Raw genomic sequence first — 26557 nt, 5'->3', positions numbered from 1 at the left:
TTATCCGGTTTTTATCCCGGGATGTTAGCACTGTGTTTATGAACATGCAATGGAGCAGTGATGTTTAGCGGAGCTATCGATCAATTTATCGATCAATGCAATGGGTTATCAGGCGAAATGGGTGTTAGCTACAGTAACGTTGCTCCCACATTCGTATTCTCAAATACAGGTCGTCGGGGCGATACAAAGTACTTCTCTATTACGCTTTGTCAGCTTATTGAGGTATTGCAAGACATTATTGATAATCATTCAGAATATGTTTCGAACGCGCAGTACGTTGAAAAGAATTGGAGAGATTTGTTTTCCGACACTATTTCGAATGATGTGGTTAATGCTTTATCAACAGTTCAGACCCTTCCACTATTTGAATTGATCAATAAGGTGATTATTATCGCCAACGGCCTGCAACATCGTTATAAATACAAGGAAATGGATTTATCTCCTGGGAATGTAGAAAGGGCAAAATCTTATCTGGAAAGCCAGCTTCCTGATAACGAAATTTATTTGGCAGGACTGTCTGGACGAAGAAGTTCTACGGTGGGAACTTTATCAACTGTTCAAGGCCGTAATGAAATCTACTACGGCGCACCCGGTACCGGCAAGAGCCACACAATTGATGAACTGACTGCCGGAGCCAGAAAGGTAGTCACTGTTTTCCACCCTGATACCCAGCATTCTGATTTTGTCGGTGCGCTGAAACCGGTGATGAACGGTGGCAACATCACCTATCAGTTTCGCCCAGGTCCTTTCACACTAGCGCTGATTGAAGCGCTGACCCATGCGGATCAGCATGTCTATCTGATCATCGAGGAGATCAATCGAGCGCCGGCTGCAGCCGTATTCGGTGAGCTGTTCCAGCTTCTGGATCGCAAAGACGGTGCCAGCAAGTATGATATCGATGCGGCTGACCCTGATATGCTGGCCTACATTAACGCCTCGCTAGCTGCTAAGGGTATTGCTGCAGTAGATAAACTCTCTATTCCTTCCAACCTTTCTCTACTGGCCACCATGAACAGTAGCGATCAGGCGGTGATGCCGCTGGATACGGCTTTCAAACGCCGCTGGTCATTCCGCTATAACAAAATTGATTTCAGCAACCAAGACGTCAGCAATCAGACGTTCCGACTGATGACATCACAGGGGGAGGTAGATATTACCTGGCGTGATTTTGCCGATAAAGTGATCAATTACTATCTCAAAGAGCTGAATGTTCCTGAAGACCGTCTGCTTGGTCCTTTCTTCCTAAGTAAAACTGAATTGTCTGATGAGGCTTCTGCAAAGGATGCCTTATGCGGAAAGTTATTCGTTTACCTGTGGGATGATGTGCTCCGTCACCGAGGCAGGGATACTATTTTTGCCGAAAATATCAGAACATTCGGTGAGCTTCATGACACCTTTCTGGCCGGCAAGGTTCCGGTATTCAGGGGCGATGTGGATGCCGCTGTTTACAAGCAGGGTAAGGCAGTGGATGAAACTGAGGAGCCAGAGGAAAACGGTGAAGATGCATAATCTTTACTATTTCACTGACCGCTCCTATCTGTCTTGGCTGAATGAGCCGACGGGCACCTTGGTGGAAGCAATGCGTCAGCAGGGGATCATTGCACCCGATCACCACAGAGTGCGGTTCTGTGGTTTCTTTTTTTGGTGTGGTGGGACGGCGGTATTTCTGCCGGCAAACAGCGATGTTTCGGTAAAACCTGCGCTTTCCGCACACTTGCTTCTGCGCACCCTGAACCGTTATTACGCTGGCCGGCCAACTGGTATTCTGGGTACTGGGGGGGATTCTCTGATCGGAGGAAGTTTGCTCTCGCTTGCCGTCACCCTCTTTGATGACTATCAGGCCAACGGGCTATATGTCCGCCGGTGCCGGCATCGCACCATTAATCAGGGAAAAACCAACTGGCCACGGACCTTCGCCCGTCATACCCCGTTTCCGGCTGCGACGGCACCGATTTATTTTGAACTGGAGTCTTCGAGAACACGCTACGTTTCCGACTGTGAAACCGCAAGAATACACGCTGCAGTGATCAGGGATATCAGGGAAAAGTTCGGTATTCTGCTTTACGGTGAAACCGTTCTTTCCGACGAAAACCTTGAGAAAATGCAGTCGCCAACTGGGGGCAGAGAGGCGCAGCTCGCGTATCTCAACAGGGAATTGTCTCTCAGCTACTCTGAACGTGACATTACGCTTATCAATTCACTGAAGCGTTATATCGACAGTTCCCAGGGCTGCGATGAGGATTCACTCATCATCGGTACCCGTCATTTCCACAGTGTTTGGGAGGTGATGCTGGACAATGTGCTATCGGGTGAACGGAATTTCAACAGCAGGCTACCGGTGCCTTACTACTTCAAAGATGGGCTTTTCCATGAAGTGGCGGAAAAGGGGCAGCGGACGGACACCGTGCTCCGCAATGATGACGGTACCCGTTATGCTGTGGTTGATGCGAAGTACTATACGGCGTCAGCGCCTAAAGATGCGCCGGGCTGGCCGGATTTGGTGAAACAGTTTTTCTATCAGAAAGCGGTAAAATCGGTGACCAATAAGGATGCAGAGGTGACGACTCACTTTGTATTTCCAGGCTCCGTCAGTTACCTAACATCGGCACATGTGGGTGAAAGGGGGCAGCATCAGCAGAAAACGCTGCAACATACTTCGGGCTATCCGGTCGTTAACTGTCACTACTGTGATCCTACTGATCTGATGAAAGCGTATGTCTCTTATGGAAAGATGCAAAACCTCCGTGATTCCATTCTGAACATTTCTGAGACGTGGTACTCTGATTGCCAAGGCCATTTGGAGTGACTTCCGTATATAGATGGCTTCTTGATCGCATAACGACTATTACCTCAGCTTTCCAAGCTGATGACCAAGATTTAATCGGGCAAATGCACGCTCACTAAATTTTCAGAGTATTTGGTCTAAGCATTTTGGGGGCAAAAGTTTGTTGTCATACCCACTTATCTGGTCATGTACAGTTTCAATAGACCATTCGATAGGATCAAAAAACCGCCTAATCGGCGGTTATTGATTCCTCACTTTTTCTAGCTCTTGCCATACCCGTTCGGATTCTTTCTTGTTCGACTCAATCAGCCATTTACCGTAGACCCTTGCGACCATGGTGATATCAGCGTGGCCCATTTGTTGTGCCAAGTAACTCACGTTGACGTTAGCGTGAGTGATCATCCAACTAGCGTAGGTATGTCGAAGTTGATACTGGTTACGGTAACGGACACCTCCTTTTTTACAAAGTGCCGTCCACATTCGGCCTAGTGCACGTTTGCCATAATAGTCATAGCCACTGACCTTCTGTTCCCTAACGACTTTGGGATTAAACACAAAACGCAAAGACTCTTTTCTGTAGGCCTGACCGGGTAATTCGACATCGTACTCTTTAGGCTCTAACGAGTAGGTTAAATATTGTTGAGCTTTTAAAGCATCTAAAGCGGGTGGCAGTAAGTCAACAAACCGCTCTTTGTCTGTTTTGGTGGTTTTTAATCCGCGCATATCATAAGTCGAACGGCGGATATGGATCGTTTTATTCTCAAAATCCACATCCTCCCATGCGAGCGCACAAAGCTCGCCACTGCGTATGCCACTATAGACAAGCAAGGTCACGATATTGCGGTGCTGCAGTTGGTGGCAGTGTTTCAAAATGCTGTCGATCTCCGCCATCGAAAAGGGCTGAATATCGACTTCGCTTTCTTTGACTCTTTGCAAAACCTTGGATAAATCGCGACTGATGTATTCCATTTTATAGAGCCAAGCAAGGAAGGCGTTGATTGTCACCAGATTTCGGTTAATGGTGCGACCTGTTTTCCCTTTAACGAGCTCTTGGCGAAACTCCGTCAAAGTGCGCGGTGAAAGAGTGTCACTACTTCTTGTTTTTCCATAAATTTCAATAAAATCTCTTAATACCCAATCATATCTTTGCAACGTAGAGCGGCGGATATCGTGATCTTTAGAGGCAAGGAATTGCTTAGTAAGTTGCAATAGACTCTTTGCCCTCGGTACGCCTGATGCGTGTTTTGACTCGGGAAAGTGGGCGGCATAATTGAAAGTACCGATCTTGATTTCATATTGAATTGCTTCCCGCTTCTGTTTAGCAAAATTTATGTTTTGTTTTGTTGGAGGTAAGCCTAATGATTCTCTACGACGTTTGCCCATGTAATAAAATGAAATTCTCAGAGAATTGCCGCGGATTTCTACGCCTGATGGGAGATTGTCGGTTACTGCATTCGATGCCATTTGTTCCATTCCTCAATATCAACCATCCAAGTACCGCAAATTTTTTTCACGATTGTTGATGGATAAAATCCTTCGCGTGCTTTATGCCTCAGCGTTTTAGTGCTTAGGCCAATCACTTCTGCAGCTTTTTTAAGAGTGATGATGGAAATTTGTGATTGACTCATATTGCCTACCTCTCGATGCCATCTTGTTCACCAACCTTTTTGATGGAGTGCATCGCGCCAAGCTTTTTAGCGAGTGGTGCGGCATCATTGGCAAACATGTTGAGAAATGAAGGTGTAATCGTGATTTCTGCTGGGCATTCTCGGCTTAGCCCCCAGCTATCGTCAGTGGGATAAAGTGTTAGCGCGATTACTGAACGATGTAATCTTTGACTAAAGTAAGGTGGTGAAGTGGTTACTGTTCCGTATTGAGTATCAATGGTTGCCGCCATGGATATTTCCTCGCAATAAGTGATTGTGAATCAGGAATCACGCGCTATTGGAATAGCTATGATTAGATAACTTATATTTTATGTTAGTTATCTAACCTCGATATTGCAAGTGTTAATGTAAGAAAACTAACTTTAATGTGTTAGGTCAAACATTTCTAAGATTTGGCTTATGGAGTAGTAGAAAGGAACGGTGATGAATCACCATTCATTGTTGAGTGTGTAGTATGACGAATTGGGAAAGAAATAAGGAATTACAACAGGACTGAATACCAGAAAACCCTACCTACAATAGAGATTTGTTGTTCAGCAACTTGCTCTTGTAAATACTCTCTCGGAGGGTATTCAATTTCATTAAAACTATAAATTCTTAGTCCACCACCGGGCAGACGATAGAGCTTTTTGATAAAGAGTTCGCCGTTGTGGTTAATGGCGTAAATCTTCCCATCAATGAGCGTTTTATCCCCACAATCAATACCTACCGTGGAGCCATTTGGCAAGACGGGTTCCATGCTATCACCTGTGATGGCCACACAAACTGCATTTTCAGGGTCAACGTTATATCGGCGTAAGGTGGACTTGGCGAATCTTAATCGAAAGCCATTATCTGATTCACTATCACTGACGAAGCCATTTCCTGCCGATAAACGCACATCAGATAAGAAGGGAACCGCAACCTCGTCATCACCAAGGGGAGTATTGCTATCCCAAACTTGCATGTTACCAAGTAGTTCAGCATTACCCGCGGTTGAGTCTTGAGTTCCCTTGCCTGTTTGCAGCCACAGCGGATCAACTCGCAACTTTTTGCACAGAGCAATTAGGTTCGAGCCTTTAGGCGTAGTTTCATTTCTCTCCCAGAAAACAAGAGATGTGGGTGAGACTCCAATACTGGAGGCCACTTGTTGTTGGGTGAGTTTGAGTTCTTTTCGAACTCGGCGAATACGCTCGCCAATCGTTTCTCTCGTCATGTTAGATATCTTACATTCACTTGCGTTAAGTTTTCTAATGATATTTAATGTTAGAAAACTAATAACGAGTGAAGTATGAAATCCTATTTACCACCCATTAAGACCGCAGATGTCATTAAGTTCTTTGGTTCTAAACAAAAAGTTGCTGAAGCAGTCCAGACCACGCATTCAGCTGTTAGCCAGTGGGGAGAATTTGTACCTGATAGCCGAGTCTTCGAATTTCATTTTTTGATGAAAACCAAAGAGTGGAAGCGAAGCTGTAACAGCTAAATTTCTATCATTCTGATTTATGGTGATTTTATGAGAACAAACTCATTTTGGACCACGGTGGAGCAGCTTGCCTGTATCACGGTGAATACCTGTCGCGTAGCGTTATCGCAGGGGCAGGAGACATTAACTTTCGAGAGGGATCAAATTCAGCGATTGAAGGATAAGTGTGAGCATTACCTTCGGGTATTGGATGAGGAAAGAGAGTTGGCTTTAAACCGCGGCAACGGTTTAAAGCCGAGTGAAAAGTCTTGCGAGGAAATTTCACATACCACTTCGGAGAAGCAGTGATGGGAAGAATAGCATTAAGAGCTCGGATTGAGAATCTTCAATGGCGTTTGTTCAAGGTTGAGAAAGGTCAGCAAACCGAGATTACCTACGACGAAATGGCTGACCTTTATGAAGCTAAGCGTCTGTATGTCAAAGCTGTCTATGAGGGATTGGTCCGTGGTTAGAAAGATGCCATGTTTTCCGTACCGAATGCTCGGTGAGTGGATCTGGTTGGTGGCAAGCTTACTTCATCACTTTCTGATTGCGAGGGAATGGGCTTTCTATTGGCCATGGGGAGCTATTCGTAGACGGCAAGTGGCTTTAGATAGATTGATCATTGAGGTAATACGATGTCCGTTAAGGTAATGAGCTACGTATGGGATATTTCTCTTTTCAAGGGTTCTGACAAACTCATTATGCTTTGTCTGGCGGATCATGCTGATGATGCTGGCGTGTGCTGGCCTTCGATTGAAACCATCGCCCGTAAAAGTGGTGTCTCTCCAACTACAGTCAAAGCAACCTTGAAAAAGTTGGAAGCGGGTGGCTGGATTGTGAAACGAAACCAGTTCAAGAAAGCCGATTCAGGTCGATTAGTGCGTTCCAATAACCAATATCAACTGCCCGTGAAGCGATTGAAATCTACCGCTGATGAACAGTCGGATTTCGAACAGTCGGATTTCGTCCATTCAAAACTCGAACATTCGAAATACGAACAGACGAATTTACCCGAGGGGGTAGGTCAGATTTCGGCTGGGGGTAGGTCGGATTTCGGCTATAAACCATCAATAGATCCATTAATAGATCCACCAAAAGGCGATGCGCCGCTTTTCAGTGCTCAAACTGACCCTATTTTGGATCCGGTTGTGTTTGAGATCCCACTCAAAGGTAAAAACGTTTCGTATCCGGTGACCCAATCTCAGTTGGTGGAATGGCGCTCGCTCTATCCTGCCGTTGATATTCGCCAACAGCTTCGCAACATGATCGGTTGGTGTCAGGCAAACCCAACACGCCAGAAAACCGCGCAAGGGATCCAGCGATTTATCCACGCTTGGCTTTGCAAAGAGCAAGACAAGGGGCGAATCGTCGCGGTGTCTCAAGCTGCGGCAAAGCCCATTGATGATGCGCAGTTGTTGAAGCGAAAGATCCAGCAAATTGAAATCGATATTAATAACGAGAACGTCGCGCTGATTTCATTTAAACAGCGTAAGTCCGCGGCATCAGAGCAGGCTGTGCAATCGGCTGAGCGTAAAATCAAGGCCATGATGGCTCAACGAGAAAGTTGGCTTCGAGAGCTTTCGGTGCGAGCGAATGAGTCTTGATGTAATGAGCCCATACCGTTTTGCCATTTTTAGACCATATTCTCAGAGTAAGGAGTCACGACAGTGAGTAAAAAGCTTGAGCTTTTAACACTATTAAGCGCCGCAAGAACCATGAAATGGGAAGAGTCTGTCAGTAAAAATGGACCGACCAAAGAGCAGCTTCTCGGTGCGATGGGCTTAGCGCAGCGCGATAATCCTATTGGTATGGCAATCCTTAATGCCAAATACTTGGATTGTGCTTATTCGTTGGTGGTATTGAGGGATTTTCTTGGATCACTGGAGGTTCATCGCTTAGAGATCGGTTTGGCTTCGAATGAGCTTAAACATTTGCATTATCTGGTCATGGCGGATGTGTTGAATGTTCCGATAGACAGTCAGCAAGCTCGTTTGGCTTCGGTTTGGCGACGATACAGCGCCTACGCAGCGAGGACCCAGAAATCGATTGAAGTACTTAGTAAAGCCATGCGCTCGATGGAGCGAGCAATAGAGATCAAAACCAATCCATTTGAGAGCCGTCGTTTGCAGGCCAACATTGCGTCACACCAAACTCGTATTGATGCGCAGAAGCAGCTATTGGCCGATTACGCACAGAAAAAGGCCGCAGAATCAGCAAAATGTCCGCGTTGCAAAGCAACAGGCGTTATTCCCAAAACGCAGCGACCTTGTGAGAGTTGTGATGGCGTAGGTGAGTTTCGAACGACGGAAGCGGATTGGAAATCCTCATTTTTGGGTGCAGCTTTGCCGGCTCACAAAGAGCTCATCATTCGCCATTGGCCTGCGATTGTTCACCTACTTCAAGAGTGGAGAACGCAATTGTATCAGCATGAAGCCGAGGCACTTTCGACGCTTGAAAAGCGCTTATCTGCTGAGTTTGAAGATTGAGTAAACTCGAGTCGCTCATTGATATGACAAGGTAATTGCGGTAGATTTTCCAACAATAGCGAGGCTGCATCTTTTGATGCGGCCTTTTTTATTGCTCGCAATTCGGAGCCTTAATGATGGCCAAACGAGATTGGAAAGCGCTGCAACAAGAGTACAAACTCGCGTTTGAACAAACAGGCATCACAATCAAAGCGTGGTGCGATCAAAACCAAATCAATTACAACACGGCGCGTCGATATCTGCAGGTGTTGAACTCGCCACTCGAAAACAGCGAAAACCCAGCAAAAAACGTTCAATCCCCACGTGCTATCACTTCTTCGCCCGATGTGGAACGGCTCGCTCAATGTGATCAGTTAGGAGGGGGTAGGGGAAAAAAGGTTTTTAAATCAAAAGGTAAGGATAAAAATGCGCCAGTGATCAGTGAAAGTGATCAGTTCACTGATCACGTGACTGATCAATACTCACCGAAACCGACCCATGCGCAATTTTTACAGCGTGTTTTGCATCTAGATACGACTCATCAACGCGATGAAAGTGGGCGGTTTATTCATGGCAACCAGTGCTCAACCAAACACAATGGCTATGCACAGCGCTTAAATGATCCAGATGCCATTTTTGATGCAGCGAACTCGGACATTGACCACGAGATTGTGTTTTGTCGGGCGCGGGTGCTGAAAGCCATGGAAACCTACCAGAAGATAGGAGCCGAGCTTGGCAAGGAGGGCTTGGCGCTGGCTGAACGCGTCAAACTGTATGAGCTCTACGTCAGCACCGACAACATTGTTGATAGAAACATGGCGCGTGTGGAATCTCTACTACGAACCAAAGCACAGGTAAAGAAAACAGAATTGGAAGCTGAGCGTATTGCACAAGAGTCTGCTGGGCTTGGAACTGCAATTGCCGACATTGTGCAAGAAATTCAAGAGATGGGATCGGACGGGTTTGTTCTGAATGATTAACCTTGGTTCCGTCCCTCAAGAGAAGATAAGCGCGCAGGATCGCGCTTTTCTTTTTTCTCGGCTGAGCAATAAGTGGTGGCGGCTCAATCATCTTTACAAGATAGAGAATGAAGATGGCGAGCTGGTGACGTTCAAGCTTCGCCCTGCCCAAGCATTGCTGTTTAAGATGATGGGCCATCGCAACATTATCCTAAAAGCGCGCCAGCTTGGTTTTTCGACCGCCATTGATATCTACCTACTCGATGAAGCGCTATTCAATAAACGGCTTAAGTGCGGCATCGTCGCGCAGGACAAACAAGCTGCGGGGGAGATTTTCAGAACTAAAGTGGAAGTGCCTTATGACAACCTTCCGGCATGGCTCAAGGCGGCAATCCCAACCGAAGAGCGTAAGAGTGGAGCCAACGGTGGGCGCATGGTGTTTAAGAACGGCTCAAGTATTCAGGTTGCCACCTCCTTTCGTTCCGGTACTGTGCAGCGCTTGCATATTTCTGAGCATGGCAAAATTTGTGCGAAGTACCCACACAAAGCCAAAGAGGTGAAAACCGGTACGCTTAACGCGATACATCAGAACGCGATCTGTTTTATTGAGTCGACGGCAGAAGGTGTCGGGGGCGATTTCTATACCATGTGCATGCGCGCTATGGAGCAAGCCAAAAGTGGGGTAGAGCTGAGCCGCGAGGATTATCAGTTTCATTTTTTCGCATGGTGGCAAGATCCGAAATACCGCTCAAAAGTGCCGATGAATGGGCTCGTTGTGCCGAAAGTGATGGCTGAGTACTTTACTGGAGTCGAAAAATCGATGGGCTGCCAGCTCGATGATGAGCAAAAGCAGTGGTATCTCGAGAAAGAAGCCATGCAGGGCGAGGAGATGAAACAGGAATTCCCGTCCACGCCGCTGGAGGCGTTTTTAACCTCAGGGCGTCGGGTGTTTAATCCTGTCCATATTATGGCCGCGGAAGCGGATGTTCTTGCCCCGTTCTTGGTCTATGACCTTGAACCTATGACGGGAAACCTAACTCGGGTGCACTCGATGGAGAGTCACGATTCGCTTCGCATGCAGCGCAACGCGATGAACCTTTTGCTGATGTGGGAAATGTTTGATGAGGATGAAGAGTATGCGCTGGGTGTGGATATTGCCGAAGGGCTAGAGCATGGCGACCGCAGTAGTATCGATGTTGTGAAAAAATCCGATGGTGAGCAAGTGGCCCACTGGTTTGGCTATATCGATGCTGAGTTATTGGCTTATCTGGTTAAACATATCGCGATTTTATACGGCAACGCTTACGTGATGCCTGAGCGCAATAACCACGGCCATGCCTTTATTCAAAAGCTTCGAGAAATCTACCCCACACCCTACATCTATTCAGAACAATACCTAGATCGCGACAACGATGATGAGACGGTCAAGCTCGGCTGGTTAACCACCAAACAATCCAAACCTATCCTCACAGAAGGCATGAAGACGCTCTTTCAAAACGGCGTCTCTGGCATTCGTTGGATGGGGACTATTTCGGAATACCACAGCTATGTGTACGACAAAAAGGGAGCGATGAACGCTCAGGAAGGGTGTTTTGATGACCAAGTGATGAGTCATATGCTCGCCCAAGAAGCCCGTGCACGTATGCCAAAGCGTGTGAAGTCAGAAGACCTCAAACGCGATCCTTCTAACAATCATTGGCAGACCAAATGATGCAACACGCAAAACTCGATACTTTTATGCTGCGTATTCTCTCCGATATTGATGGACAACCTGACTGGCGCAGCGCTGCCAAAGTTGCCACCGCGTACTACGATGGCGATCAGCTTGATCCGAGAGTCAAAGATAAGCTTAAACAGCGTGGCCAGCCCACCACAATCCATAACCTGATTGCGCCGACCATTGATGGTGTCCTCGGGATGGAAGCCAAAACACGCACCGACCTTTTGGTGTGCGCAGATGATCCCGATGAACAAATGGAACTGATGGCGGAAGCCGTGAATGCCGAGTTTGCGGATGCGGCTCGGCTAGGTCGACTCGATAAAGCACGCTCAGAGGCGTATGGGTCGCAAATCAAAGCGGGCGTGGGTTTTGTTGAGGCATACCGAAATCCGAACCCGTTCGGGCCTAAATACAAAATCAAGCTTATCCCTCGTGATGAAGTGTTTTGGGACTGGTTCTCCACTGAACCCGACTGGAGCGATTGTCGCTGGGTGATGCGTATGCGCTGGATCGATATTGATGAGCTCGCGACTTTGGTTCCCCACAAAGCGAAGGTACTGGAATACGCGAAAAAGGATTGGCGTGGATTTGTTGATGTTGAAAATCTCGAAGGGCTCGACCCACTGTTGACCAGTGCGCATGAGGCATTTAATCACTGGTCACGGGATCATTCGGAGTACTTATCCCATAACCGTGAGCGTATTCGTTTGCAGATTGTGTATGTGCGTCATATAGAGCGCAAAGCCGTGCTTGAAACCCAAGATGGGCGTGTGATGGAGTTTGACCCGAGCGACCTGACTCATGCGATGGCACTGGCGATGGAGAGAGCCACACTGCGGCAGGCTCAAGTCAGCCGGATTAAAGAAGAGTGGTACGCCGGGATGTATCACTTATTGAGCCGTGACTGTGCCGCGCCTAATGGCCAGTTTCCTATTGTGCCGTTCTGGGGATTTCGCAAAGACGCCAGTGGTGAGCCCTATGGTCTGATTGCTCGAGCCATTCCTGCGCAAGATGAAGTCAACTTTAGGCGCATTAAATTGACGTGGTTACTGCAGGCCAAACGAGTCTTAATGGATGAAGATGCCACCAATATGAGCCAACAACAGATTTTAGAAGAGGTTGAACGACCCGATGGCCTGATTAAGCTCAATCCACAGCGGAAAAACCAAAAATCCATCAGCGAAGTGTTTCAGGTTCAACAAGATTTCAATATCGCCGCGCAGCAATTTAATGTGATGCAGGATTCGATGAAGCTTATCCAAGATACCATGGGCGTTTATGGAGCCTTCTTGGGGCAAGAATCCAACGCGACCAGTGGGATTGCGATTGCCAATCTGGTGGAGCAAGGGGCGACAACGCTTGCCGAAATCAACGATAACTACAACTTTGGATCGCAGCTATTGGGTGAGCTGCTACTGGGGTATATCCTTGAGGATATGCGTGAGCAGCACAATAAAGCGATTGTGATCAACCGCAATGACAAGCGAAAGCGCAAAACCGTGGTAATGAACCATGTCGATGAACAAGGGCTACTGACCAATGATTTAACCCGCTTACGCGCCCATATTGCGCTCGCTCCCATTCAGCAAACCTCTGCTTACAAATCGCAGTTGGCAGAGCGAATGATGATGATCACCGCGCAGTTGCCGCCAGAGGTACAAATCACCGTGATTGATTTAGTGCTTGAGCTTACCGATGTGCCGAATAAGCAAGAGTTTATGGAGCGTGTCCGAGCGGCGCTGAATATTGAAAAAGAGCCGGAGGATATGACAGAGGAAGAGCAGGCCGAGTTAGCCGCACAAAAGCAGCAGGAGCAACAGCTTCAGCAAAAGCAGCTTGAGTTGCAGATGCGGGAAATGGAGGCTAAGGTCCTCAAACTGGAAAGCGAAGCAAAGAACATCATGGCCAAGGCGCAGCGCGAAGAAGGTTTAACCGATAGCCAGCGCTACGATAATGCCAAAACCCAAGCCGAAACCAAGCGGATTTTGCAAGAAATCGAAAACCTTAATCTCGAAATGAGTCAAATGCAAAGCCAGATGCTGCAAACCGTAGAGGCCATGATTGAACAGATGTGACTCACGCTTGTGTCATTTCGATAGAATTGAAAGGATTATAAATCAACAAAGGCTTAATATTGTTAACCTAATGATCTTAAAAAATAAATCAAATAAACGAAAAATGGCTGTTTATTCTGTATGCAAAGTGTATAGTGTAGTGGGCTCACAAATGCGGGCTATTAATGAATAATTTAGTTCAAGTATCTTCCTAGTTCTCTTTCGAATCTTTTCGTCATATTACTCCTTCGGTACCTTACCTTTATCCCATTAAATAGCTTCGTATATTGGTTTTTAATTTTTATCGAGGTGTTTATGTCTAATAAATTAACAGGTTCGGTTAAGTGGTTTAATGAAAGTAAAGGCTTTGGCTTCATTACTCCTGATATTGGCGGCTCTGATGTATTTGTTCACTTCAATTCGATCGCTTCAGGTGGTGTTAAAACTTTATTTGAAGGTCAAAAAGTCAATTTTAGTATCGAACAGGGAAGTAAGGGCCTACAGGCTGTGAATGTCATTCCTGCTTAAATTTTGATGCAGGTGCATCTATACATCAGCTTAATAGTGATATGTTTAAACAGTATACAGCACCTAAAAGAGGATTTTTTGATAATGTTCTTCATTTCTATTTCTGTGAATAGATAGGCAGATGTGAAATATTGGACAGTAAAAATCTGTGCTTAGGAGTTTTTATTGTTGGGAAATAACGGTTTTTATGGGGATTTTATTATGAAGAAAAGAAATAAGAAAAAAATAACTAAAAATGATGAACTTAATCAGGATAAGACTGAAAGCTTGAACCAAGTGAGAAGACGAATTGAGGATATCTTATTGAAAAGAGAACAAGATAAACTGTTTGAACTCGATATGTATTATTAAGAACAAGAAATCATCTCTTGCCTACCAATGCTGGCATTTTTATGTGTGCCAATATATTTAGCGAAATAAATCTTGCTTTGATGAATTAACGTAGATTATTGATAGATTACGTTGGAGTGACGTGTTTTCGTTGATGGATAATATACTAAATATGAATTTCAAATCTAGAAAACCCACTACCATGAATTTAACTCAGTTACCTAAAGAGTATATTGATTGGTTCTCAAAACCTATTACTAGATTTATTGCGATTGAATCGGCAGCTGGGATTGTATTGTTTATTGCAACTTTATGTGCGGTTATTATTGCGAACTCACCTCTTAGTGAGTCATATGCCAAGTTTTGGGAGCTTTCGTTAGGTATTACAATTGGTTCTTTTGTGTTTGAGCGATCATTACACTCATGGATTAATGACGCTGCAATGACAATTTTTTTCTTTCTTATCGCATTAGAACTTAAACGTGAGCTCGTATTGGGTGAACTACGTAACCCTAAGTTAGCCATGCTTTCTATTTCGGCGGCTCTCGGGGGAATGTTGGTTCCTGCTTTTTTCTACCTAACCCTTCAAATTGGAGAGCCCGGACAAAATGGTTGGGGTACAGTTATGGCAACGGATACAGCATTTGTTATTGGATGCCTTGCTTTATTAGGAAAGAGTATCCCTAAAAGCTTAAGGGTATTCATGTTGTCAATGGCTGTTGTGGATGATATCGGGGCTATTTTGGTGGTTGCCATTGGTTATGGAGAAGATATCAAGTGGCTTGCTATTTGCTTTTCAATTCTTGGATTTCTAATGGTTCGCCTCATGTCTTTTATGGGGATCCGCAGCATTGGACTATTTTCTATTGCTGGGAGTTTAGTGTGGTTAGCCGTTGATGCTTCTGGCGTACATCCGACATTAACCGGTGTTATCCTTGGCTTGTTAACACCGACAAGTAGATGGGTTAGCAAACAGCGCCTCTATACTATTATGAACACGATAGTTTCAGCGTCACCTCGTGGGCACTGGAGTGGCAATAATATAGAGCGTCTTACTTTGAAAACTGCAGGTGCTGCGGCACGGGAAGTTCTCTCACCTGTTGAGCGATTAGAGATCATGTTGCATCCCTGGGTCGGATTTCTAATCATGCCATTATTTGCGTTAGCAAATGCTGGTGTTGTGTTAGAGAGAAGCAGTTTTTTCTCACCAATTACGCTTGCGGTACTTACCGGGTTTGTCTTTGGGAAACCTATTGGTGTTCTATTATTTAGTTGGTTTGCAGTTAAAATAAATATAGCAAAGCGTCCCGATAATCTGCAGTGGAATATGATTATTGGTGGGGGGATGTTAGCGGGGATCGGGTTTACAATGGCTCTATTTATCGCCGAGTTGGCGTATACCCCTGAGCAAATTCAGTTTGCTAAGATAGGTATTTTTTCAGCGTCTATCCTGTCAGCATCTTTAGGATTTCTTTTCTTACGATATTGTACGGGTTCTCCATCCTCAAGAATTGATTAAACAGCCATTTTCTTTGGTTCACGCAGGCATGTACGAGTTTAATAATATAAAATACGAGTATTCATGAACTTACTTAGAACCTAAGAATGCGGTTATATCTAGGCGTGAGCATTGTTGATGAAAAAGTGTTCAAATGTCTTGTTGGTATTTTGAAATACGTGCTACAGTGTTTGCCATCCCCCACAGCTTAGTGGGGACATTTTGTCGAAACTGGAAAAACTAGCCTCCCCATTTTGCCCTCCTAAGCCTAACCGAGTTAGGTCTTATCATGTCTTCTACAACACGGAAAATGACTACGAGTCAGTATCTTCAAGGTGCTTCTTTACCTCAATCTAATTTATTTCCACAACAGAGAGAAACGGCCATTGTATATAGTGAAGGTTACTTTGGTGAAAATACTGGAAAAACAGCGAATGGTCTTATTCGAGAGTCAAATCGCTTCCATATTATGTCCATCATTGATAGTACAAAAGCGGGGCAAGACAGTGGGTTGTATCTTAATGGTATTGAAAATGGAATCCCGATTTGCTCAAGCTTAAGTCAAGCTATTTCCATTAGTGAATGTATACCTGAATATTTTATTTATGGCTTAGCACCGGATAGTGGACATTTAACTTTAATTGAAAGACAGCTAATTCATAAAGCTATGCGTCTTGGTATGAATATTGTTATTGGTTTGCATGAGTTCTTAAATGAGGACCCGGAGTTTGTTGAAACGGCAAAGAAGCATCATGTAAAAATTGTTGATATTAGAAAGCCGAGACCCACGAAAGACTTAAAGATTTTTTCTAATCGTATTCAAAATGTACACTGTCCAAGAATTTTAGTGATGGGCACGGATTGTGCGATAGGAAAACGTACAACGGCTTTAGCATTAACAAGAATGTTGAAAAATAGCGGGTTAAACGCAGTTATGATTGCAACTGGGCAAACTGGCTTGATTCAAGGCTCAAGTTATGGTGTTGCGCTAGATGCTGTTCCTTCTCAATATTGTGTGGGTGAGCTTGAGGCAGTCATTGTGGAGGCCTATGATAATGAGAAGCCAGATGTGATAGTCATAGAAGGGCAAGGTGCACTTAGTCATCCTTCGTTTTGTACTAGTGCCTCTATCATTCGAGGCTCTCAACCGACAGCTATCATTCTACAACATTCTCCTATGCGTGTTTATTTGAGTGGCTCCGAAGAGTATTTAATGCCTGAACTGGGAGCAGAAATCGATTTGATAGAACATTTTTCGGGAGCTCCTGTTATTGGTATAACATTGAACAATACAGGTATGGATGAACATTCGATCAGAGAAACAATTTTTCAATATAGTAATAAATATCAAGTGCCTGTAACCGAATTGTTTACATTACCCAATGATGTTTTAGTGAATATGGTTCTTGACAGGTTCCCTGAATTAGATGTGGTCTAATGACTGAAATTAAATGGTGCCCAATATCAGATTAATACCAAAAATATCAAAGCTACCTTCGGGTGGCTTTTTTATTTTTGAATACTGCCAATGGTGTGGTTTTTTATACCTTGATCGGGAGTTGAGGTACCATCGCAAGAGCCAATGCTATGACAACGCCAAACCCAAGCGGATTTTGCAAGAAATCGAAAGCCTCAATCTCGAAATGAGTCAAATGCAAAGCCAGATGCTGCAAACCGTGGAGGCAATGATTGAACAGATGTAGCAGGTTAGATTTGAAAGTGTATTGATTACAGACATTTGGACAAACGCCTCTCAAATGCTCGCTGAGAGGATAGGAAATTTGTAACTTAGTATCGTTTTTAAATTGCTTTTTCGCGATTTCAATATAAAAATAATACTGTATATAAGTACAGTAAGGTTATATGAAAGTCATACCTATTTACGCAAGTGCGGGCATCACAGGTTTTGAAAGTCCTGCAACTGAATACAAACAACTCTCCATTGATCTTGATGGTTTACTTATCCAGCATCCGAGTGCCACTTTTATTGGTAAAGCGAGCGGCGATTCTATGCAAGGAGTGGGGATATTTGATGGCGATTTGCTGATTGTTGATCGTCATCTTGAAGCGATGAATCACGATGTGATTGTTGCGAATTTTAATGGCGAGTTTGTGTGTAAGATCCTCGATATTCGTCGTCGATTATTGCTCTCTGCAAATGAAAAAATGCAGCCTGTCGCTATCAACGATTTTGATACCTTCTCTTTAGAAGGCGTTGTGGTTAGCTCCATTCGTTTCCATCGAAGTAATCAGATATTGAGTGATCAGTGATGTTTGCTTTAGTTGATGCTAACTCGTTTTACTGTAGTGCTGAACAAGTCTTTCGTCCGGATTGGCGAGGAAAGCCCATCATAGTGTTATCAAACAATGATGGTTGTGTTGTGGCTGCGAATCGCCAAGCAAAGGAAGCGGGTGTTGAGAAGTTTAAACCCTACTTTCAGGTTAAAGCGCTTTGTGAGCAAAAAGGCGTTATTGCACTTTCATCAAACTATGAATTGTATGCCGACTTATCGTCAAAGATGATGCAGGTGATCGGGAGATTCGCGCCCGAGCAACACATATACAGTATCGATGAGTCTTTCCTTTCATTTGAGCATAGCTTTCCTGCCATTCGTTCTCTCAAAGAGCATGGTATGAAATTACGACGAGCCGTCTGGCGTGAGTGCCGTCTTCCTGTAAGTGTTGGCTTTGGGAGTACATTAACACTCGCGAAAGCGGCTAACCATGCCGCAAAAAAATTGGATGCTTATCAGGGTGTTTGTGTACTTGATAATGAAAAAGAGCGTCAAATAGTGTTATCTCAATTACGAGCAGTTGATGTGTGGGGCATCGGCCGTAAACTTGGACAGCGCCTACAGCTAATGGGCATTAAAACCGCTTTACAACTGGCTAACTATCCTCCCGCCCTCATTAGGAAAGAGTTTAACGTTGAGGTTGAACGTACCGTTCGTGAGTTGAATGGACAAAAATGCAAAGGATGGGATGTAGCTCGAGCCGATAAGAAACAAATTTTTTCTACGCGTAGTGCAGGGCAGCGAATTACAGATATTGAGTCCTTGAAGCAAGCCTTGTGTAAACATGCCAATATTGCCTCTTATAAGGCCCGTCAACAAAAATCACTCTGCCGAGTCATGCTCTGTTTTGCAAATAGCTCACCGTTTGACGAGTATTCGGTTGTACGTAGAGCGATCCATAGATTTGCTTATCCGACATCTGATGTGACGCAATTGACCCAGATTGCCTCTTTATTGGCTGAGCAATTGTTTCAGGAGGATATTCGGTTTTATAAGATTGGCGTGGGTTTGCTTGACCTTGTTGATGGGCAACATGAACAACCAGATTTATTCAATCCTAATCCGAACAACCCTGCGTTGATGCATGTCTACGATACCCTAAATGACCGGTATGGGAGTGATACCCTTTTTTTGGCGGCGCAGGGTATCACTCAGAAATGGGCAATGCGGCGTGATATGTTGACCCCGCAGTACACAACGCGTTGGCAAGATATCCCCAAGATAAGATGTTGAATTAGCAAAATCTTGAGAGTAAGTGGCTAAGACTTTGTAAAAAAGCATCGTTTCGTTTGAACTGGTCGTCAATTTCAAACAAATGACTCAATAATTACGATTCTCAATCTCGGCGATTTAAAAAGTGAATCGCGATTAAATGCATATGTGATTGTTGTGTGTATACATGGCGCCGATCCTATAATCTAAGGTTTTCATAACTATTGCCTACTTCACGATCTAAGCATTTAAGGTATAGCGTGCCACATATCTTTGATTTAGAATTTTGTTCCTCGTCACCATATACAACAAGTTTTTAAGCAATGACAAACGCATTGGCAAGCTTTATAGCATCATACTCCGCAGCAGCAATTTCAGACGCATTTATTATTCTCATTGTACTTCTTTTGGTTTTGTCGACGGCATTGGCTTACAAAGGGAAAGCACCAAGATTTACCTCAAGTACGACAAACATTTTAACATCACTTGGTATCCTTGGTACTTTTGCTGGAATAGTTGTCGGCTTAATGGAGTTCAATCCGTCGAATATTGATGAAAGCATAGAGTCTCTATTAGCAGGTCTTAAAACTGCTTTCTTGACAAGCCTCGTGGGCATGGCGGCTTCAATACTATACAAAGCTTTCTTAGGCTTGATTTCACAGAAAGAGAAAGAAGTTATAAAAAGTGTTGGGCCTGAGGAAATCTATTCCGTTATGTCTGCACAACTGAACTCGTCACAAGAACTGTTGACAGCGATAAAAGGGGATGAGGACTCATCATTGACATCGCAGATAAAAAATCTCCGGATTGACATTAATGATGGACAAAAGTCTATGAATCGTTATTTGGAGCAAGCAGCCATAGACAGTAGCAATTTTCAAAGCAAACTGTGGCAGAAGATGGATGAGTTTGGTGACCTTTTATCAAAATCAGCAACAGAACAAGTTATTAACGCTTTGAAAGAAGTAATAGTTGAGTTTAATGACAAATTGACAGAACAGTTTGGTGAAAACTTCAAGCGTTTAGATGAGTCCGTCAAGAAGCTAGTTGACTGGCAAGAAAATTACAAAGCACAGCTAGCAGATATGGCAATCAAATATCAGATGGGAGTTGATGCCATTTCATTTACTGAAAAATCGGTTGCAAGTATTCGTGAACGTACAGAAGCGATCCCAGCAACGATGGAAAAACTACAACAAGTGATGGAGTTTGGTCACGAGCAAGTTATTGAGCTTGAACATAGATTAGAAGCTTTCAAAGATCTTCGTGATAAAGCGATTGAAGCAATGCCTCAAATTCGTGAACAGATGGATAATACCATGTCGGTTATCTCTGAATCTGTTCAAGCCGCATCAAGCCACTACGTAGCAATGCTGCATGAGTCGCAAAACATAATCGAGCAATTTACTTCAACTGCGAATCAAAGTGTTGAACATCTACGCATGAATTTAGAAACTGGTGCTGAAAAGGTATCCCAACAGCTAATTGAAAGCTCACATACTTTAAGTGGCAAACTAGCAGAAGCGTCATTAGATATTCAGGAACAAGTCGGTACTGCCACTGGTGGTTTAAGCAATGTTACGAGTCACTTGACTGATACAACAGAACAGATCCGCCAACATCTTGAAGATTCCATCACTGAGCTAAATGGTCAATTACGTGTACTTGTTGCGGACATCAAAGATGATGCTCGTGAAACAGGTAAAGTTTTGAAGGATGCGAATCAAGAACTAATCATTAGTACGAAAGAGGTTCAATCTGAAATGACTTCGGCTACCACTAAGCTACATGAACGCTTGGAAACAACGTTGGATGAAATATTCAAGGTACAAGCTCAAGCAGTGCGTAGAACATTCGATAGTCTTGAAGATCAGATTACACAATCGGTAAGTAAAACAGGCAGTGCAGTCGAAAAGCAGGTTGAAATTCTAGATCTACAGATGCAACAAGAAATTAATAGAACCATGAATGAAATGGGAGAGGCTCTGGCAACAATCACCCAGCAATTTACTAGAGATTACCAAAAGCTGGTCAGAGAAATGTCAAACGTGGTCAATGCAAGTAGAGCTGCAGTGTAATCATGGAAAAATTATTTGGTGTTTCTAAAACTGCCGAACAAGGTGGTGAACATTGGATGTCAGTATCAGATCTCATGGCTGGTTTGATGATGGTTTTCCTCTTTATATCTGTAGCTTTAATGCGAGATGCAGTGGTTGAACGTGACAAAATAAAAGATGTTGCTGAAGCTTATCAAAAAACTCAACATGCGATTTATGTTTCACTATTAGACGAATTTTCCAAAGATCTTGAAAAGTGGGGAGCGGAGATAGATAGAGATACGCTAAGTGTAAATTTTACAGCTCCTGAAGTGCTTTTTGCTAATGGTAAAGCTGATTTGACGCAGCAATTTCAAATCATTCTCAATGACTTTTTTCCTCGTTATCTTGAAGTCCTTGAACAGTATAAGCCAACAATTCAAGAAATTAAGATTGAAGGGCATACCTCTAGTCGTTGGAACCATGATTCAAGCGATTATGAAGCCTATTTCAATAATATGGGTTTGTCTCAGTCACGAACGCGTGCTGTTCTTAGCTATGTTATGGCTATTGATAAAGTGAGAATAAATCATTACGGATGGGTAAAGAATAACGTTGCAGCTGTTGGTTATTCATCATCGAAAGCAGTTATTAAAAATGGTTTAGAAGATGAAAAACGCTCCCGTAGAGTATCGTTTCGAGTGATCACAAATGCGGAGGCACAGATCTTGAAAATACTGGGGGCAGAATGAAGTTAACTCTCAATCTACTCTCTTTGAAAAATGCTATCGCCGAAATGAAGCCTGATGAAAAAGGCATATTTGCGTGGGTACGCGAAGTCACACCGATAAGTAAGATTGATTATGAGTTAGCACAAGGTAAGGATGTCGAACTCAAAGATGTTGATATTGATTCGGGGCTGCTCAGTTGTAAAGGTAGACAGGTTATTTTATATATAAAGGATCATGGTTCAATGACTCAATCTGCAATCAATATTCCATATTCAGGTAAGAAATTCCATCTTGCAGATTGTTCAACCTTGAAGGACAAGAGATCGAAAGGACGATTTGAAAGGTTCGTTGCAACTAATGATACATCAGGGGAATTTTTGATTTCTGGAGATGGGATTGAAGGAAAAGCGATATTGAGGATCTGCCAAAATTGTCTTAGCACTTTGAACTACAAAGGATGGTCTACAGGTGAAGAGCGTAGCAAAATACTTAATAATTTTAGTATGGCAGAATTCTTTTCAACCTACAGTTCGTTTTTTCCTCACATGCCTTCAAGGATTGCTGAAACAGCAGAAAGCGACTATGCAAGTAATTGGGCCAAAATCTCTTCTCATTATAGAGTTGAAAAAAATTTTGAATGTGAACAATGCGGCGTGAATATGCGTTCTCATAGAGCACTTTTACATGTTCATCATATAAATGGTGTTAAATCTGACAATAGGCCTTCGAATTTAAAAGCACTTTGTATTGATTGTCATAGTAAACAGCCTATGCATGAACATATGACTCTGAGTCATCGTGAGCGCCAAACTATCAATGATATGCGTAAGCAGCAAGGCCTTTTAGATAGATTAACGACATGGAAAGAATTGTTCGATTATGCTGATCCCGGTTTACACGGTGTTATATATGCATGTAGAGATGCTGGTTTAAAATTACCGGAAGTTAATTATTTAATAAAAGATAGTTCTGGTAAATTAGCCGCCCATCTGGAGTTAGCATGGCCCAAACATAAGTTTGGTATTGCTATATCAGAAAATGATATTAATGATGCTAGAAGCAATGGTTGGAGTGTTGTGGGAATGAATGAGTTTTTAGATAACTACAAGTCACAGTCTTACAACCTCAAATTCTAAAGATGGTAACTCTTGAGCTTTCCTCCAACTTGCGGTAAATTTTCCAACAATACCAAAGCTGCCTCCGGGCAGCTTTTTTGTTTCAGGACCCTGCAATTGGCGGGGTTTTTTATTGGCTGTCGGGAGTTGAGATGCCATTGAAAGAGCCGGAGAGCTGGACCCAACTCCAATCCATAGGCCTTGCGCTGATGGCGATTTGGGGAGGGCTGGTGACTTATATCATCGATATTCGCAAAAAAAATCGTCCCTTTCGTTGGGTTGAAGCGCTGATGCAAATCATCGTCTCTGGATTTGCGGGCGCATTGTGTGCTTTGGCCGCAATGTACTTTGAATGGCCGCAAGAATTGGCGGGGTTTGCTTGTGGTATCAGTGGTTACGCTGGCTCGCGGATCCTTGCCATTTTTGAGCGCAAATTTATTAGCTCTATCTCAAATCAGCCTTAAACGCCGAATGCTTTGTATTGCCCTCACATGCTTGGTTGGATGTGGGGGCTTTTTATTGGAGAAACGTCATGTTTGATGTGGTGTTCGAACGTCTCATGCCCCACGAAGGTGGCTTTCAATGTGACCCCAAAGATCGCGGCAACTGGACGGGAGGACGTGTCGGCGTTGGTGAGCTTAAGGGCACCAATCGTGGTATTGCCGCGATGACTTACCCACATCTTGATATCAAAAGCCTCTCTTATGAGCAGGTGAAGGCGATTTACTTCGAGGATTGGTGGCAAGCACTCGGTATGGCGCGTTTTCGTCCGGCGATGCAATACCAACTTTTTGATGCTGCGGTGCAGCATGGTTGGCATCGTGCCGTGAAAATGCTGCAAAGCTCGGTGGGTGAAAAGCCTGACGGCATTATCGGCCCGAAGACGCTGTCGGCGACACAAACGATGGATCTCAATGATTTACTGATGCGCTACATCGCCTATCGCATCACGTTTTACACCAAAGTCTCGACCTTCAACGAATACGGACGAGGGTGGATGCGCCGAGTCGCGCAGTGCTTGCTGTTCGCCGCAGTGGATAATGACCTTTAAGGGGAACTTATGGATAAGCTAGGTCTTATTTTGAAAAGCCGCAAAGTGATCCGAGCGTTGGTGGCGTTATTGGCGGCACTGATGCTGTCATTGGGCTACCAGATATCGCCGGAGTTTCAGTCGCGGGTGTCACAGGCGGTGTGTGAAGTGATGGAGTGTATCGAGTAACACCATGAACGAATGGTTATCCCTTTTGATGAGGCTAGTGAATGCGATTTTGGATTCGATTAATCGGTCGCGTAAACAAGCGGCAACCGATTCTCCTAGTGAGCATATTGCTAATGGTGGTCTCGTGCAGCGCAGTGAGAAAACCTTCGCCGATGTGGCCAACCAACCTGACCGTGATTGAGCTCGCTGATGGCGGACTTTGCCTTGACCGAGCTTCGGCAGAAAAGCTTGCCGCTTTTAAAGCGGAATTAGAGTCGTTGTAAGCGGGAGAATTGATGAAAAGTATCGCGCATGAACTTACAGTCTTGGTGGATAAATCCAAGCCGTTTCGTTCGTTATTGGTAAAAGCTGAGGTGGGTGGCTCCGTCGAACTGCAATACGAGCTCGATGGTGAGCGGATCACCGCACAAACCTTTACTGCGACAGGTCACTATGAGCTGGTGATCTTGCGTAGCGGGTACCTTGTTCCAAACAATGCCCACTTTTCCTTGGTGTAAGCATGGTCGATCAACAGCCACTTTGGGTACGCCGAGTCTTGGTGAGCCGCGAACGCTACGCCCCATATTTTGATGGTTTAACGCAATATGGAGTATTGGATAAACCTATGGTTTTCACTGGTGATTTTGATATTTCTATTGAGGCCGAAGGGTTAAGAAACGACAGTTTTCAAGCGCTCTTTTCTGGAGAGACGGTCGATAACTTCTTTCGATTGCTCCAAGGTGGCAGTGGGATCCAGTGCTATATCGGTGGTGCAATTGTCTCTTGGTTGACCAATCAGTTTGATGCGTCTAAGCCTCATCATTACCGGCTGAAACGGGTGGGGTCAGTGGCCTCAATTGGGGTTGATGGCGAATGGAAAGTCAGCCGTGAAGGTATTCAAACGCCGCTCACCGTCACTCGTATGATGCGCTCTTGGACCACTTCACTTTTCACAAGAGGGCAGATCCGCGAGCTCATCATTCAAGGGGCGGTGTATCCCTTAGATCAGAAAGAGAGTGCTATTCAAAGAAGCCAGCCAGATAACGGCAATTCGCTGACCATTATCAACCATACCAAAGCGATGTGGAGACGGGTGTGAGCATTTATCAGATGTATGCTTTCCTTTCGATGTCCGAGTGGCAAATGTACTTTAAAGCCCGATTTCCTGATGCGGTTGAGGTTCAGGGCTATAAGCTGGCGGTGTTTTTGAATACAGAAAAGGGGACGTTGATGCGTCAGGCGAGCCAAGCTGTCGAACTGGAGGCGAGCGCCATTATCACCGCACTGGCCACACAAAATCACGCCTGCATGATTTGCGATTACGCTGCCGCCATGCAGGTTTGCCAGCATTTCGAGTCCAGCGAGCAATAGTCCCCATGAGTATTCAGTGCCGAGCCTTGTGCTCGGCTTTGTTGTTTTTGTCGCTAAGCGTTTTTTCGAGAGCGCTTAACCGCACAGACAGCGACACGTCTAATCAAAGGAGTCACCATGAATACCCATCAAGACACGATTGCCGTCACTGGTAATGAAACATTGGAAGAGCTGGAAGCTTTGCTGGAATCGATGGAAGCGGAAGAAAGTCGCGCAACTGTCGAGAAGGAACAAGGCGCTGACGAGCACCTTGCTCCCTCTTCACAGTCGCAAAGCGTGGAAGGTTTAGACGGCGATACCGATGCAGCCTCGCCAACTGCAGAGCCTAACGCAAAGCCAGACGGTATTCTTGCCAAAGACCAAAAGCACATTATCCCGATGGAGGTGCTCGAGCGAGAGCGGCAAGAAAAAGCTCAGCTTCGCCAAGAGCTTGAAGAGTTAAAAGCGCATTCAGCGCAGCTTGAAAAAGCGCAGCGCATGATTGATGTGCGTAATAAACAACTCGAGGAATTGGGCGTTGCGCCGGCTGACTTACCCGAAGATGTCACCATTGATGAAAAAAAACTTGCCGCGTTACAGGAGGATTACCCCGAGCTTGCCCCTTTCTTTTTGGCTATGAATAACAAAATTGAGGCGTTGGTTTCCAGTGGCACGGTGGCGGCCTCGACCACACCACCGGAGACTGAAAGCGCCGCGCCAGTGGACAACGCTGAGTTGACGACCGCGCTAAAAGCAAACGCGGATTTGCAGTCGTGGATGAGTGAAGGTGGTGCGCGTTGGAATGCCGCGCAGCAAATTGATGACCATTTGGCTTCAAGTTCTGAATGGGCGAATCGAAGCTACGCCGAGCGATTTGAAGAGGTCAGTAAGCGGGTACGACTGGCGTTTGGTGATGATCCTAAATTGTCAGCCCAAGAGGCTCTGAGCGCGGCGCAAGAAGCAAGCCGTAAAGCGAAAAACGCTTTGCCTGCGTCACCGAGTGAGCTTGGCAATACTCATCGCACGGGGGATTCCGATCTGATGAACCGGGTACAAAGTGCTAATCACGAAGAGTTGGGTAAATTGTTTGACTCTCTCAGTGAAGCGCAAATCGAGCAACTGCTTTATAACGCTGGATTCTAAACCCGTTTTTCAAACACTAAGCCTC

At 44.7% G+C, this 26557-nt stretch carries 30 protein-coding genes; 26 read left to right on the top strand and 4 right to left on the bottom strand.

The genetic code is table 11. The features are described 5' to 3' along the window. Nucleotides 1-60 precede the first annotated feature (60 nt). Both VOA_RS09825 and VOA_RS09830 read left to right on the top strand, forming a co-directional pair. Nucleotides 61-1509: an AAA family ATPase gene (locus tag VOA_RS09825; protein ID WP_000490936.1), complete on the top strand. Its 1449-nt coding sequence runs from the start codon at nt 61-63 to the stop codon at nt 1507-1509. Continuing rightward, nucleotides 1502-2806, top strand: a complete 1305-nt coding sequence (locus VOA_RS09830; protein ID WP_000551758.1) for an LlaJI family restriction endonuclease — start codon at nt 1502-1504, stop codon at nt 2804-2806. The genes VOA_RS09825 and VOA_RS09830 overlap by 8 nt, the downstream gene beginning before the upstream one ends. Before the next feature lie 219 nt (nt 2807-3025). On the opposite strand, the gene VOA_RS09835 is transcribed toward VOA_RS09830, so the two are convergent. From VOA_RS09835 to VOA_RS09850, 4 genes are all read right to left on the bottom strand, one after another. Then, entirely contained in the window at nt 3026-4249 is a 1224-nt protein-coding gene (locus tag VOA_RS09835) for a site-specific integrase (protein ID WP_000157849.1), read from the bottom strand. Then, nucleotides 4231-4413: a hypothetical protein gene (locus VOA_RS09840; RefSeq protein WP_000083583.1), complete on the bottom strand. Its 183-nt coding sequence runs from the start codon at nt 4411-4413 to the stop codon at nt 4231-4233. The genes VOA_RS09835 and VOA_RS09840 overlap by 19 nt, the downstream gene beginning before the upstream one ends. 5 nt (nt 4414-4418) lie before the next feature. Next, nucleotides 4419-4682, bottom strand: a complete 264-nt coding sequence (locus VOA_RS09845; protein ID WP_000741597.1) for a hypothetical protein — start codon at nt 4680-4682, stop codon at nt 4419-4421. A gap of 251 nt (nt 4683-4933) precedes the next feature. Then, nucleotides 4934-5647, bottom strand: a complete 714-nt coding sequence (locus VOA_RS09850) for a S24 family peptidase (protein ID WP_000196480.1) — start codon at nt 5645-5647, stop codon at nt 4934-4936. A 75-nt stretch (nt 5648-5722) separates the two neighbouring features. Between VOA_RS09850 and VOA_RS0117755 the strand changes: the two genes are divergently transcribed. The 24 genes from VOA_RS0117755 to VOA_RS09950 all read left to right on the top strand — a co-directional run bounded on the left by VOA_RS0117755 (nt 5723) and on the right by VOA_RS09950 (nt 26532). Further along, nucleotides 5723-5917, top strand: a complete 195-nt coding sequence (locus tag VOA_RS0117755; RefSeq protein ID WP_000844441.1) for a Cro/CI family transcriptional regulator — start codon at nt 5723-5725, stop codon at nt 5915-5917. Between the two features lie 617 nt (nt 5918-6534). Further along, nucleotides 6535-7503, top strand: a complete 969-nt coding sequence (locus VOA_RS09855) for a helix-turn-helix domain-containing protein (RefSeq protein ID WP_032468229.1) — start codon at nt 6535-6537, stop codon at nt 7501-7503. Nucleotides 7504-7566: 63 nt separating this feature from the next. After that, nucleotides 7567-8385: a TIGR02642 family protein gene (locus VOA_RS09860; protein ID WP_000038417.1), complete on the top strand. Its 819-nt coding sequence runs from the start codon at nt 7567-7569 to the stop codon at nt 8383-8385. A gap of 113 nt (nt 8386-8498) precedes the next feature. Beyond that, a complete protein-coding gene (locus VOA_RS09865) occupies nt 8499-9344 on the top strand; it encodes a hypothetical protein (protein ID WP_000968086.1) in 846 nt (281 codons plus the stop codon). Continuing rightward, complete coding sequence (locus tag VOA_RS09870) at nt 9337-11034, top strand: hypothetical protein (protein ID WP_000609066.1); 1698 nt, start codon at nt 9337-9339, stop codon at nt 11032-11034. Before VOA_RS09865 ends, VOA_RS09870 begins: the two co-directional genes overlap by 8 nt. Further along, entirely contained in the window at nt 11031-13118 is a 2088-nt protein-coding gene (locus tag VOA_RS09875) for a portal protein (protein WP_000983247.1), read from the top strand. The genes VOA_RS09870 and VOA_RS09875 overlap by 4 nt, the downstream gene beginning before the upstream one ends. A gap of 294 nt (nt 13119-13412) precedes the next feature. Beyond that, entirely contained in the window at nt 13413-13625 is a 213-nt protein-coding gene (locus VOA_RS09880) for a cold-shock protein (protein WP_000066466.1), read from the top strand. Nucleotides 13626-13790: 165 nt separating this feature from the next. Next, nucleotides 13791-13976, top strand: a complete 186-nt coding sequence (locus VOA_RS09885) for a hypothetical protein (protein WP_000901369.1) — start codon at nt 13791-13793, stop codon at nt 13974-13976. Nucleotides 13977-14127: 151 nt separating this feature from the next. Next, complete coding sequence (gene nhaA / locus VOA_RS09890; protein ID WP_032468250.1) at nt 14128-15474, top strand: Na+/H+ antiporter NhaA; 1347 nt, start codon at nt 14128-14130, stop codon at nt 15472-15474. 268 nt (nt 15475-15742) lie between these two features. Continuing rightward, the gene (locus tag VOA_RS09895; RefSeq protein ID WP_009355900.1) at nt 15743-16891 is read left to right on the top strand and encodes a DUF1611 domain-containing protein; all 1149 of its coding nucleotides are present in this window, start codon (nt 15743-15745) and stop codon (nt 16889-16891) included. Between the two features lie 13 nt (nt 16892-16904). Continuing rightward, entirely contained in the window at nt 16905-17156 is a 252-nt protein-coding gene (locus VOA_RS0117745) for a hypothetical protein (RefSeq protein ID WP_000249021.1), read from the top strand. 160 nt (nt 17157-17316) lie between these two features. Then, nucleotides 17317-17724: a LexA family protein gene (locus tag VOA_RS09900; RefSeq protein WP_000864712.1), complete on the top strand. Its 408-nt coding sequence runs from the start codon at nt 17317-17319 to the stop codon at nt 17722-17724. Further along, nucleotides 17724-18980, top strand: coding sequence for a Y-family DNA polymerase (locus VOA_RS09905; RefSeq protein ID WP_000457815.1), 1257 nt, complete (start codon nt 17724-17726; stop codon nt 18978-18980). Before VOA_RS09900 ends, VOA_RS09905 begins: the two co-directional genes overlap by 1 nt. Before the next feature lie 302 nt (nt 18981-19282). Continuing rightward, nucleotides 19283-21037, top strand: coding sequence for a MotA/TolQ/ExbB proton channel family protein (locus tag VOA_RS09910; protein WP_009355898.1), 1755 nt, complete (start codon nt 19283-19285; stop codon nt 21035-21037). A gap of 2 nt (nt 21038-21039) precedes the next feature. Further along, the gene (locus tag VOA_RS09915; RefSeq protein ID WP_000413035.1) at nt 21040-21747 is read left to right on the top strand and encodes an OmpA family protein; all 708 of its coding nucleotides are present in this window, start codon (nt 21040-21042) and stop codon (nt 21745-21747) included. Next, nucleotides 21744-22862 carry an HNH endonuclease gene (locus tag VOA_RS09920; protein WP_000779144.1) on the top strand — a complete coding sequence of 373 codons (1119 nt, stop codon included), beginning with the start codon at nt 21744-21746 and terminating at the stop codon, nt 22860-22862. Before VOA_RS09915 ends, VOA_RS09920 begins: the two co-directional genes overlap by 4 nt. A 131-nt stretch (nt 22863-22993) precedes the next feature. Next, entirely contained in the window at nt 22994-23305 is a 312-nt protein-coding gene (locus VOA_RS09925; RefSeq protein ID WP_001128531.1) for a phage holin family protein, read from the top strand. Between the two features lie 68 nt (nt 23306-23373). Continuing rightward, nucleotides 23374-23892 carry a glycoside hydrolase family 108 protein gene (locus VOA_RS09930; protein ID WP_000460727.1) on the top strand — a complete coding sequence of 173 codons (519 nt, stop codon included), beginning with the start codon at nt 23374-23376 and terminating at the stop codon, nt 23890-23892. Nucleotides 23893-23901: 9 nt separating this feature from the next. After that, on the top strand, nt 23902-24060 hold the full coding sequence (locus VOA_RS20015) for a hypothetical protein (RefSeq protein ID WP_000359321.1): 159 nt from the start codon (nt 23902-23904) through the stop codon (nt 24058-24060). A gap of 4 nt (nt 24061-24064) precedes the next feature. Beyond that, the gene (locus VOA_RS20010) at nt 24065-24241 is read left to right on the top strand and encodes a hypothetical protein (protein ID WP_001007095.1); all 177 of its coding nucleotides are present in this window, start codon (nt 24065-24067) and stop codon (nt 24239-24241) included. A gap of 94 nt (nt 24242-24335) precedes the next feature. After that, on the top strand, nt 24336-24557 hold the full coding sequence (locus VOA_RS09935) for a hypothetical protein (protein WP_000835321.1): 222 nt from the start codon (nt 24336-24338) through the stop codon (nt 24555-24557). A 2-nt stretch (nt 24558-24559) separates the two neighbouring features. Continuing rightward, nucleotides 24560-25138: a hypothetical protein gene (locus tag VOA_RS09940; RefSeq protein WP_000228312.1), complete on the top strand. Its 579-nt coding sequence runs from the start codon at nt 24560-24562 to the stop codon at nt 25136-25138. An 11-nt stretch (nt 25139-25149) separates the two neighbouring features. Beyond that, nucleotides 25150-25410 (top strand): hypothetical protein, encoded by a 261-nt coding sequence (locus VOA_RS09945; protein ID WP_032468249.1) that lies wholly within the window; start codon nt 25150-25152, stop codon nt 25408-25410. Between the two features lie 117 nt (nt 25411-25527). After that, complete coding sequence (locus tag VOA_RS09950; RefSeq protein WP_001091867.1) at nt 25528-26532, top strand: hypothetical protein; 1005 nt, start codon at nt 25528-25530, stop codon at nt 26530-26532. Nucleotides 26533-26557: the final 25 nt, after the last annotated feature.

It is taken from the genome of Vibrio sp. RC586 (genome assembly GCF_000176715.1).
In the GTDB taxonomy this organism is placed as follows: Bacteria; Pseudomonadota; Gammaproteobacteria; order Enterobacterales; family Vibrionaceae; genus Vibrio.
The sequence above is the reverse complement of the archived record's forward strand: the minus strand, read 5'-3'. Positions and strand labels throughout refer to the sequence as shown.

What these genes read in the sequence shown, in the direction of transcription:
- VOA_RS09945 (WP_032468249.1), top strand. Translation starts at nt 25,150, where the DNA reads ATGTATGCTTTCCTTTCGATGTCCGAGTGGCAAATGTACTTTAAAGCC.
- VOA_RS0117755 (WP_000844441.1), top strand. Translation starts at nt 5,723, where the DNA reads ATGAAATCCTATTTACCACCCATTAAGACCGCAGATGTCATTAAGTTC.
- VOA_RS09865 (WP_000968086.1), top strand. Translation starts at nt 8,499, where the DNA reads ATGATGGCCAAACGAGATTGGAAAGCGCTGCAACAAGAGTACAAACTC.
- VOA_RS09825 (WP_000490936.1), top strand. Translation starts at nt 61, where the DNA reads ATGTTTAGCGGAGCTATCGATCAATTTATCGATCAATGCAATGGGTTA.
- VOA_RS09845 (WP_000741597.1), bottom strand. Translation starts at nt 4,682, where the DNA reads ATGGCGGCAACCATTGATACTCAATACGGAACAGTAACCACTTCACCA.
- VOA_RS09930 (WP_000460727.1), top strand. Translation starts at nt 23,374, where the DNA reads ATGTTTGATGTGGTGTTCGAACGTCTCATGCCCCACGAAGGTGGCTTT.
- VOA_RS09900 (WP_000864712.1), top strand. Translation starts at nt 17,317, where the DNA reads ATGAAAGTCATACCTATTTACGCAAGTGCGGGCATCACAGGTTTTGAA.
- VOA_RS09950 (WP_001091867.1), top strand. Translation starts at nt 25,528, where the DNA reads ATGAATACCCATCAAGACACGATTGCCGTCACTGGTAATGAAACATTG.
- VOA_RS09875 (WP_000983247.1), top strand. Translation starts at nt 11,031, where the DNA reads ATGATGCAACACGCAAAACTCGATACTTTTATGCTGCGTATTCTCTCC.
- VOA_RS09910 (WP_009355898.1), top strand. Translation starts at nt 19,283, where the DNA reads ATGACAAACGCATTGGCAAGCTTTATAGCATCATACTCCGCAGCAGCA.
- VOA_RS09855 (WP_032468229.1), top strand. Translation starts at nt 6,535, where the DNA reads ATGTCCGTTAAGGTAATGAGCTACGTATGGGATATTTCTCTTTTCAAG.
- VOA_RS0117745 (WP_000249021.1), top strand. Translation starts at nt 16,905, where the DNA reads ATGGTGCCCAATATCAGATTAATACCAAAAATATCAAAGCTACCTTCG.
- VOA_RS09895 (WP_009355900.1), top strand. Translation starts at nt 15,743, where the DNA reads ATGTCTTCTACAACACGGAAAATGACTACGAGTCAGTATCTTCAAGGT.
- VOA_RS09835 (WP_000157849.1), bottom strand. Translation starts at nt 4,249, where the DNA reads ATGGCATCGAATGCAGTAACCGACAATCTCCCATCAGGCGTAGAAATC.
- VOA_RS20015 (WP_000359321.1), top strand. Translation starts at nt 23,902, where the DNA reads ATGGATAAGCTAGGTCTTATTTTGAAAAGCCGCAAAGTGATCCGAGCG.
- VOA_RS09915 (WP_000413035.1), top strand. Translation starts at nt 21,040, where the DNA reads ATGGAAAAATTATTTGGTGTTTCTAAAACTGCCGAACAAGGTGGTGAA.
- VOA_RS09925 (WP_001128531.1), top strand. Translation starts at nt 22,994, where the DNA reads ATGCCATTGAAAGAGCCGGAGAGCTGGACCCAACTCCAATCCATAGGC.
- VOA_RS09880 (WP_000066466.1), top strand. Translation starts at nt 13,413, where the DNA reads ATGTCTAATAAATTAACAGGTTCGGTTAAGTGGTTTAATGAAAGTAAA.
- VOA_RS09850 (WP_000196480.1), bottom strand. Translation starts at nt 5,647, where the DNA reads ATGACGAGAGAAACGATTGGCGAGCGTATTCGCCGAGTTCGAAAAGAA.
- VOA_RS09940 (WP_000228312.1), top strand. Translation starts at nt 24,560, where the DNA reads ATGGTCGATCAACAGCCACTTTGGGTACGCCGAGTCTTGGTGAGCCGC.
- VOA_RS09905 (WP_000457815.1), top strand. Translation starts at nt 17,724, where the DNA reads ATGTTTGCTTTAGTTGATGCTAACTCGTTTTACTGTAGTGCTGAACAA.
- VOA_RS20010 (WP_001007095.1), top strand. Translation starts at nt 24,065, where the DNA reads ATGAACGAATGGTTATCCCTTTTGATGAGGCTAGTGAATGCGATTTTG.
- nhaA (WP_032468250.1), top strand. Translation starts at nt 14,128, where the DNA reads ATGAATTTCAAATCTAGAAAACCCACTACCATGAATTTAACTCAGTTA.
- VOA_RS09920 (WP_000779144.1), top strand. Translation starts at nt 21,744, where the DNA reads ATGAAGTTAACTCTCAATCTACTCTCTTTGAAAAATGCTATCGCCGAA.
- VOA_RS09935 (WP_000835321.1), top strand. Translation starts at nt 24,336, where the DNA reads ATGAAAAGTATCGCGCATGAACTTACAGTCTTGGTGGATAAATCCAAG.
- VOA_RS09840 (WP_000083583.1), bottom strand. Translation starts at nt 4,413, where the DNA reads ATGAGTCAATCACAAATTTCCATCATCACTCTTAAAAAAGCTGCAGAA.
- VOA_RS09870 (WP_000609066.1), top strand. Translation starts at nt 9,337, where the DNA reads ATGATTAACCTTGGTTCCGTCCCTCAAGAGAAGATAAGCGCGCAGGAT.
- VOA_RS09830 (WP_000551758.1), top strand. Translation starts at nt 1,502, where the DNA reads ATGCATAATCTTTACTATTTCACTGACCGCTCCTATCTGTCTTGGCTG.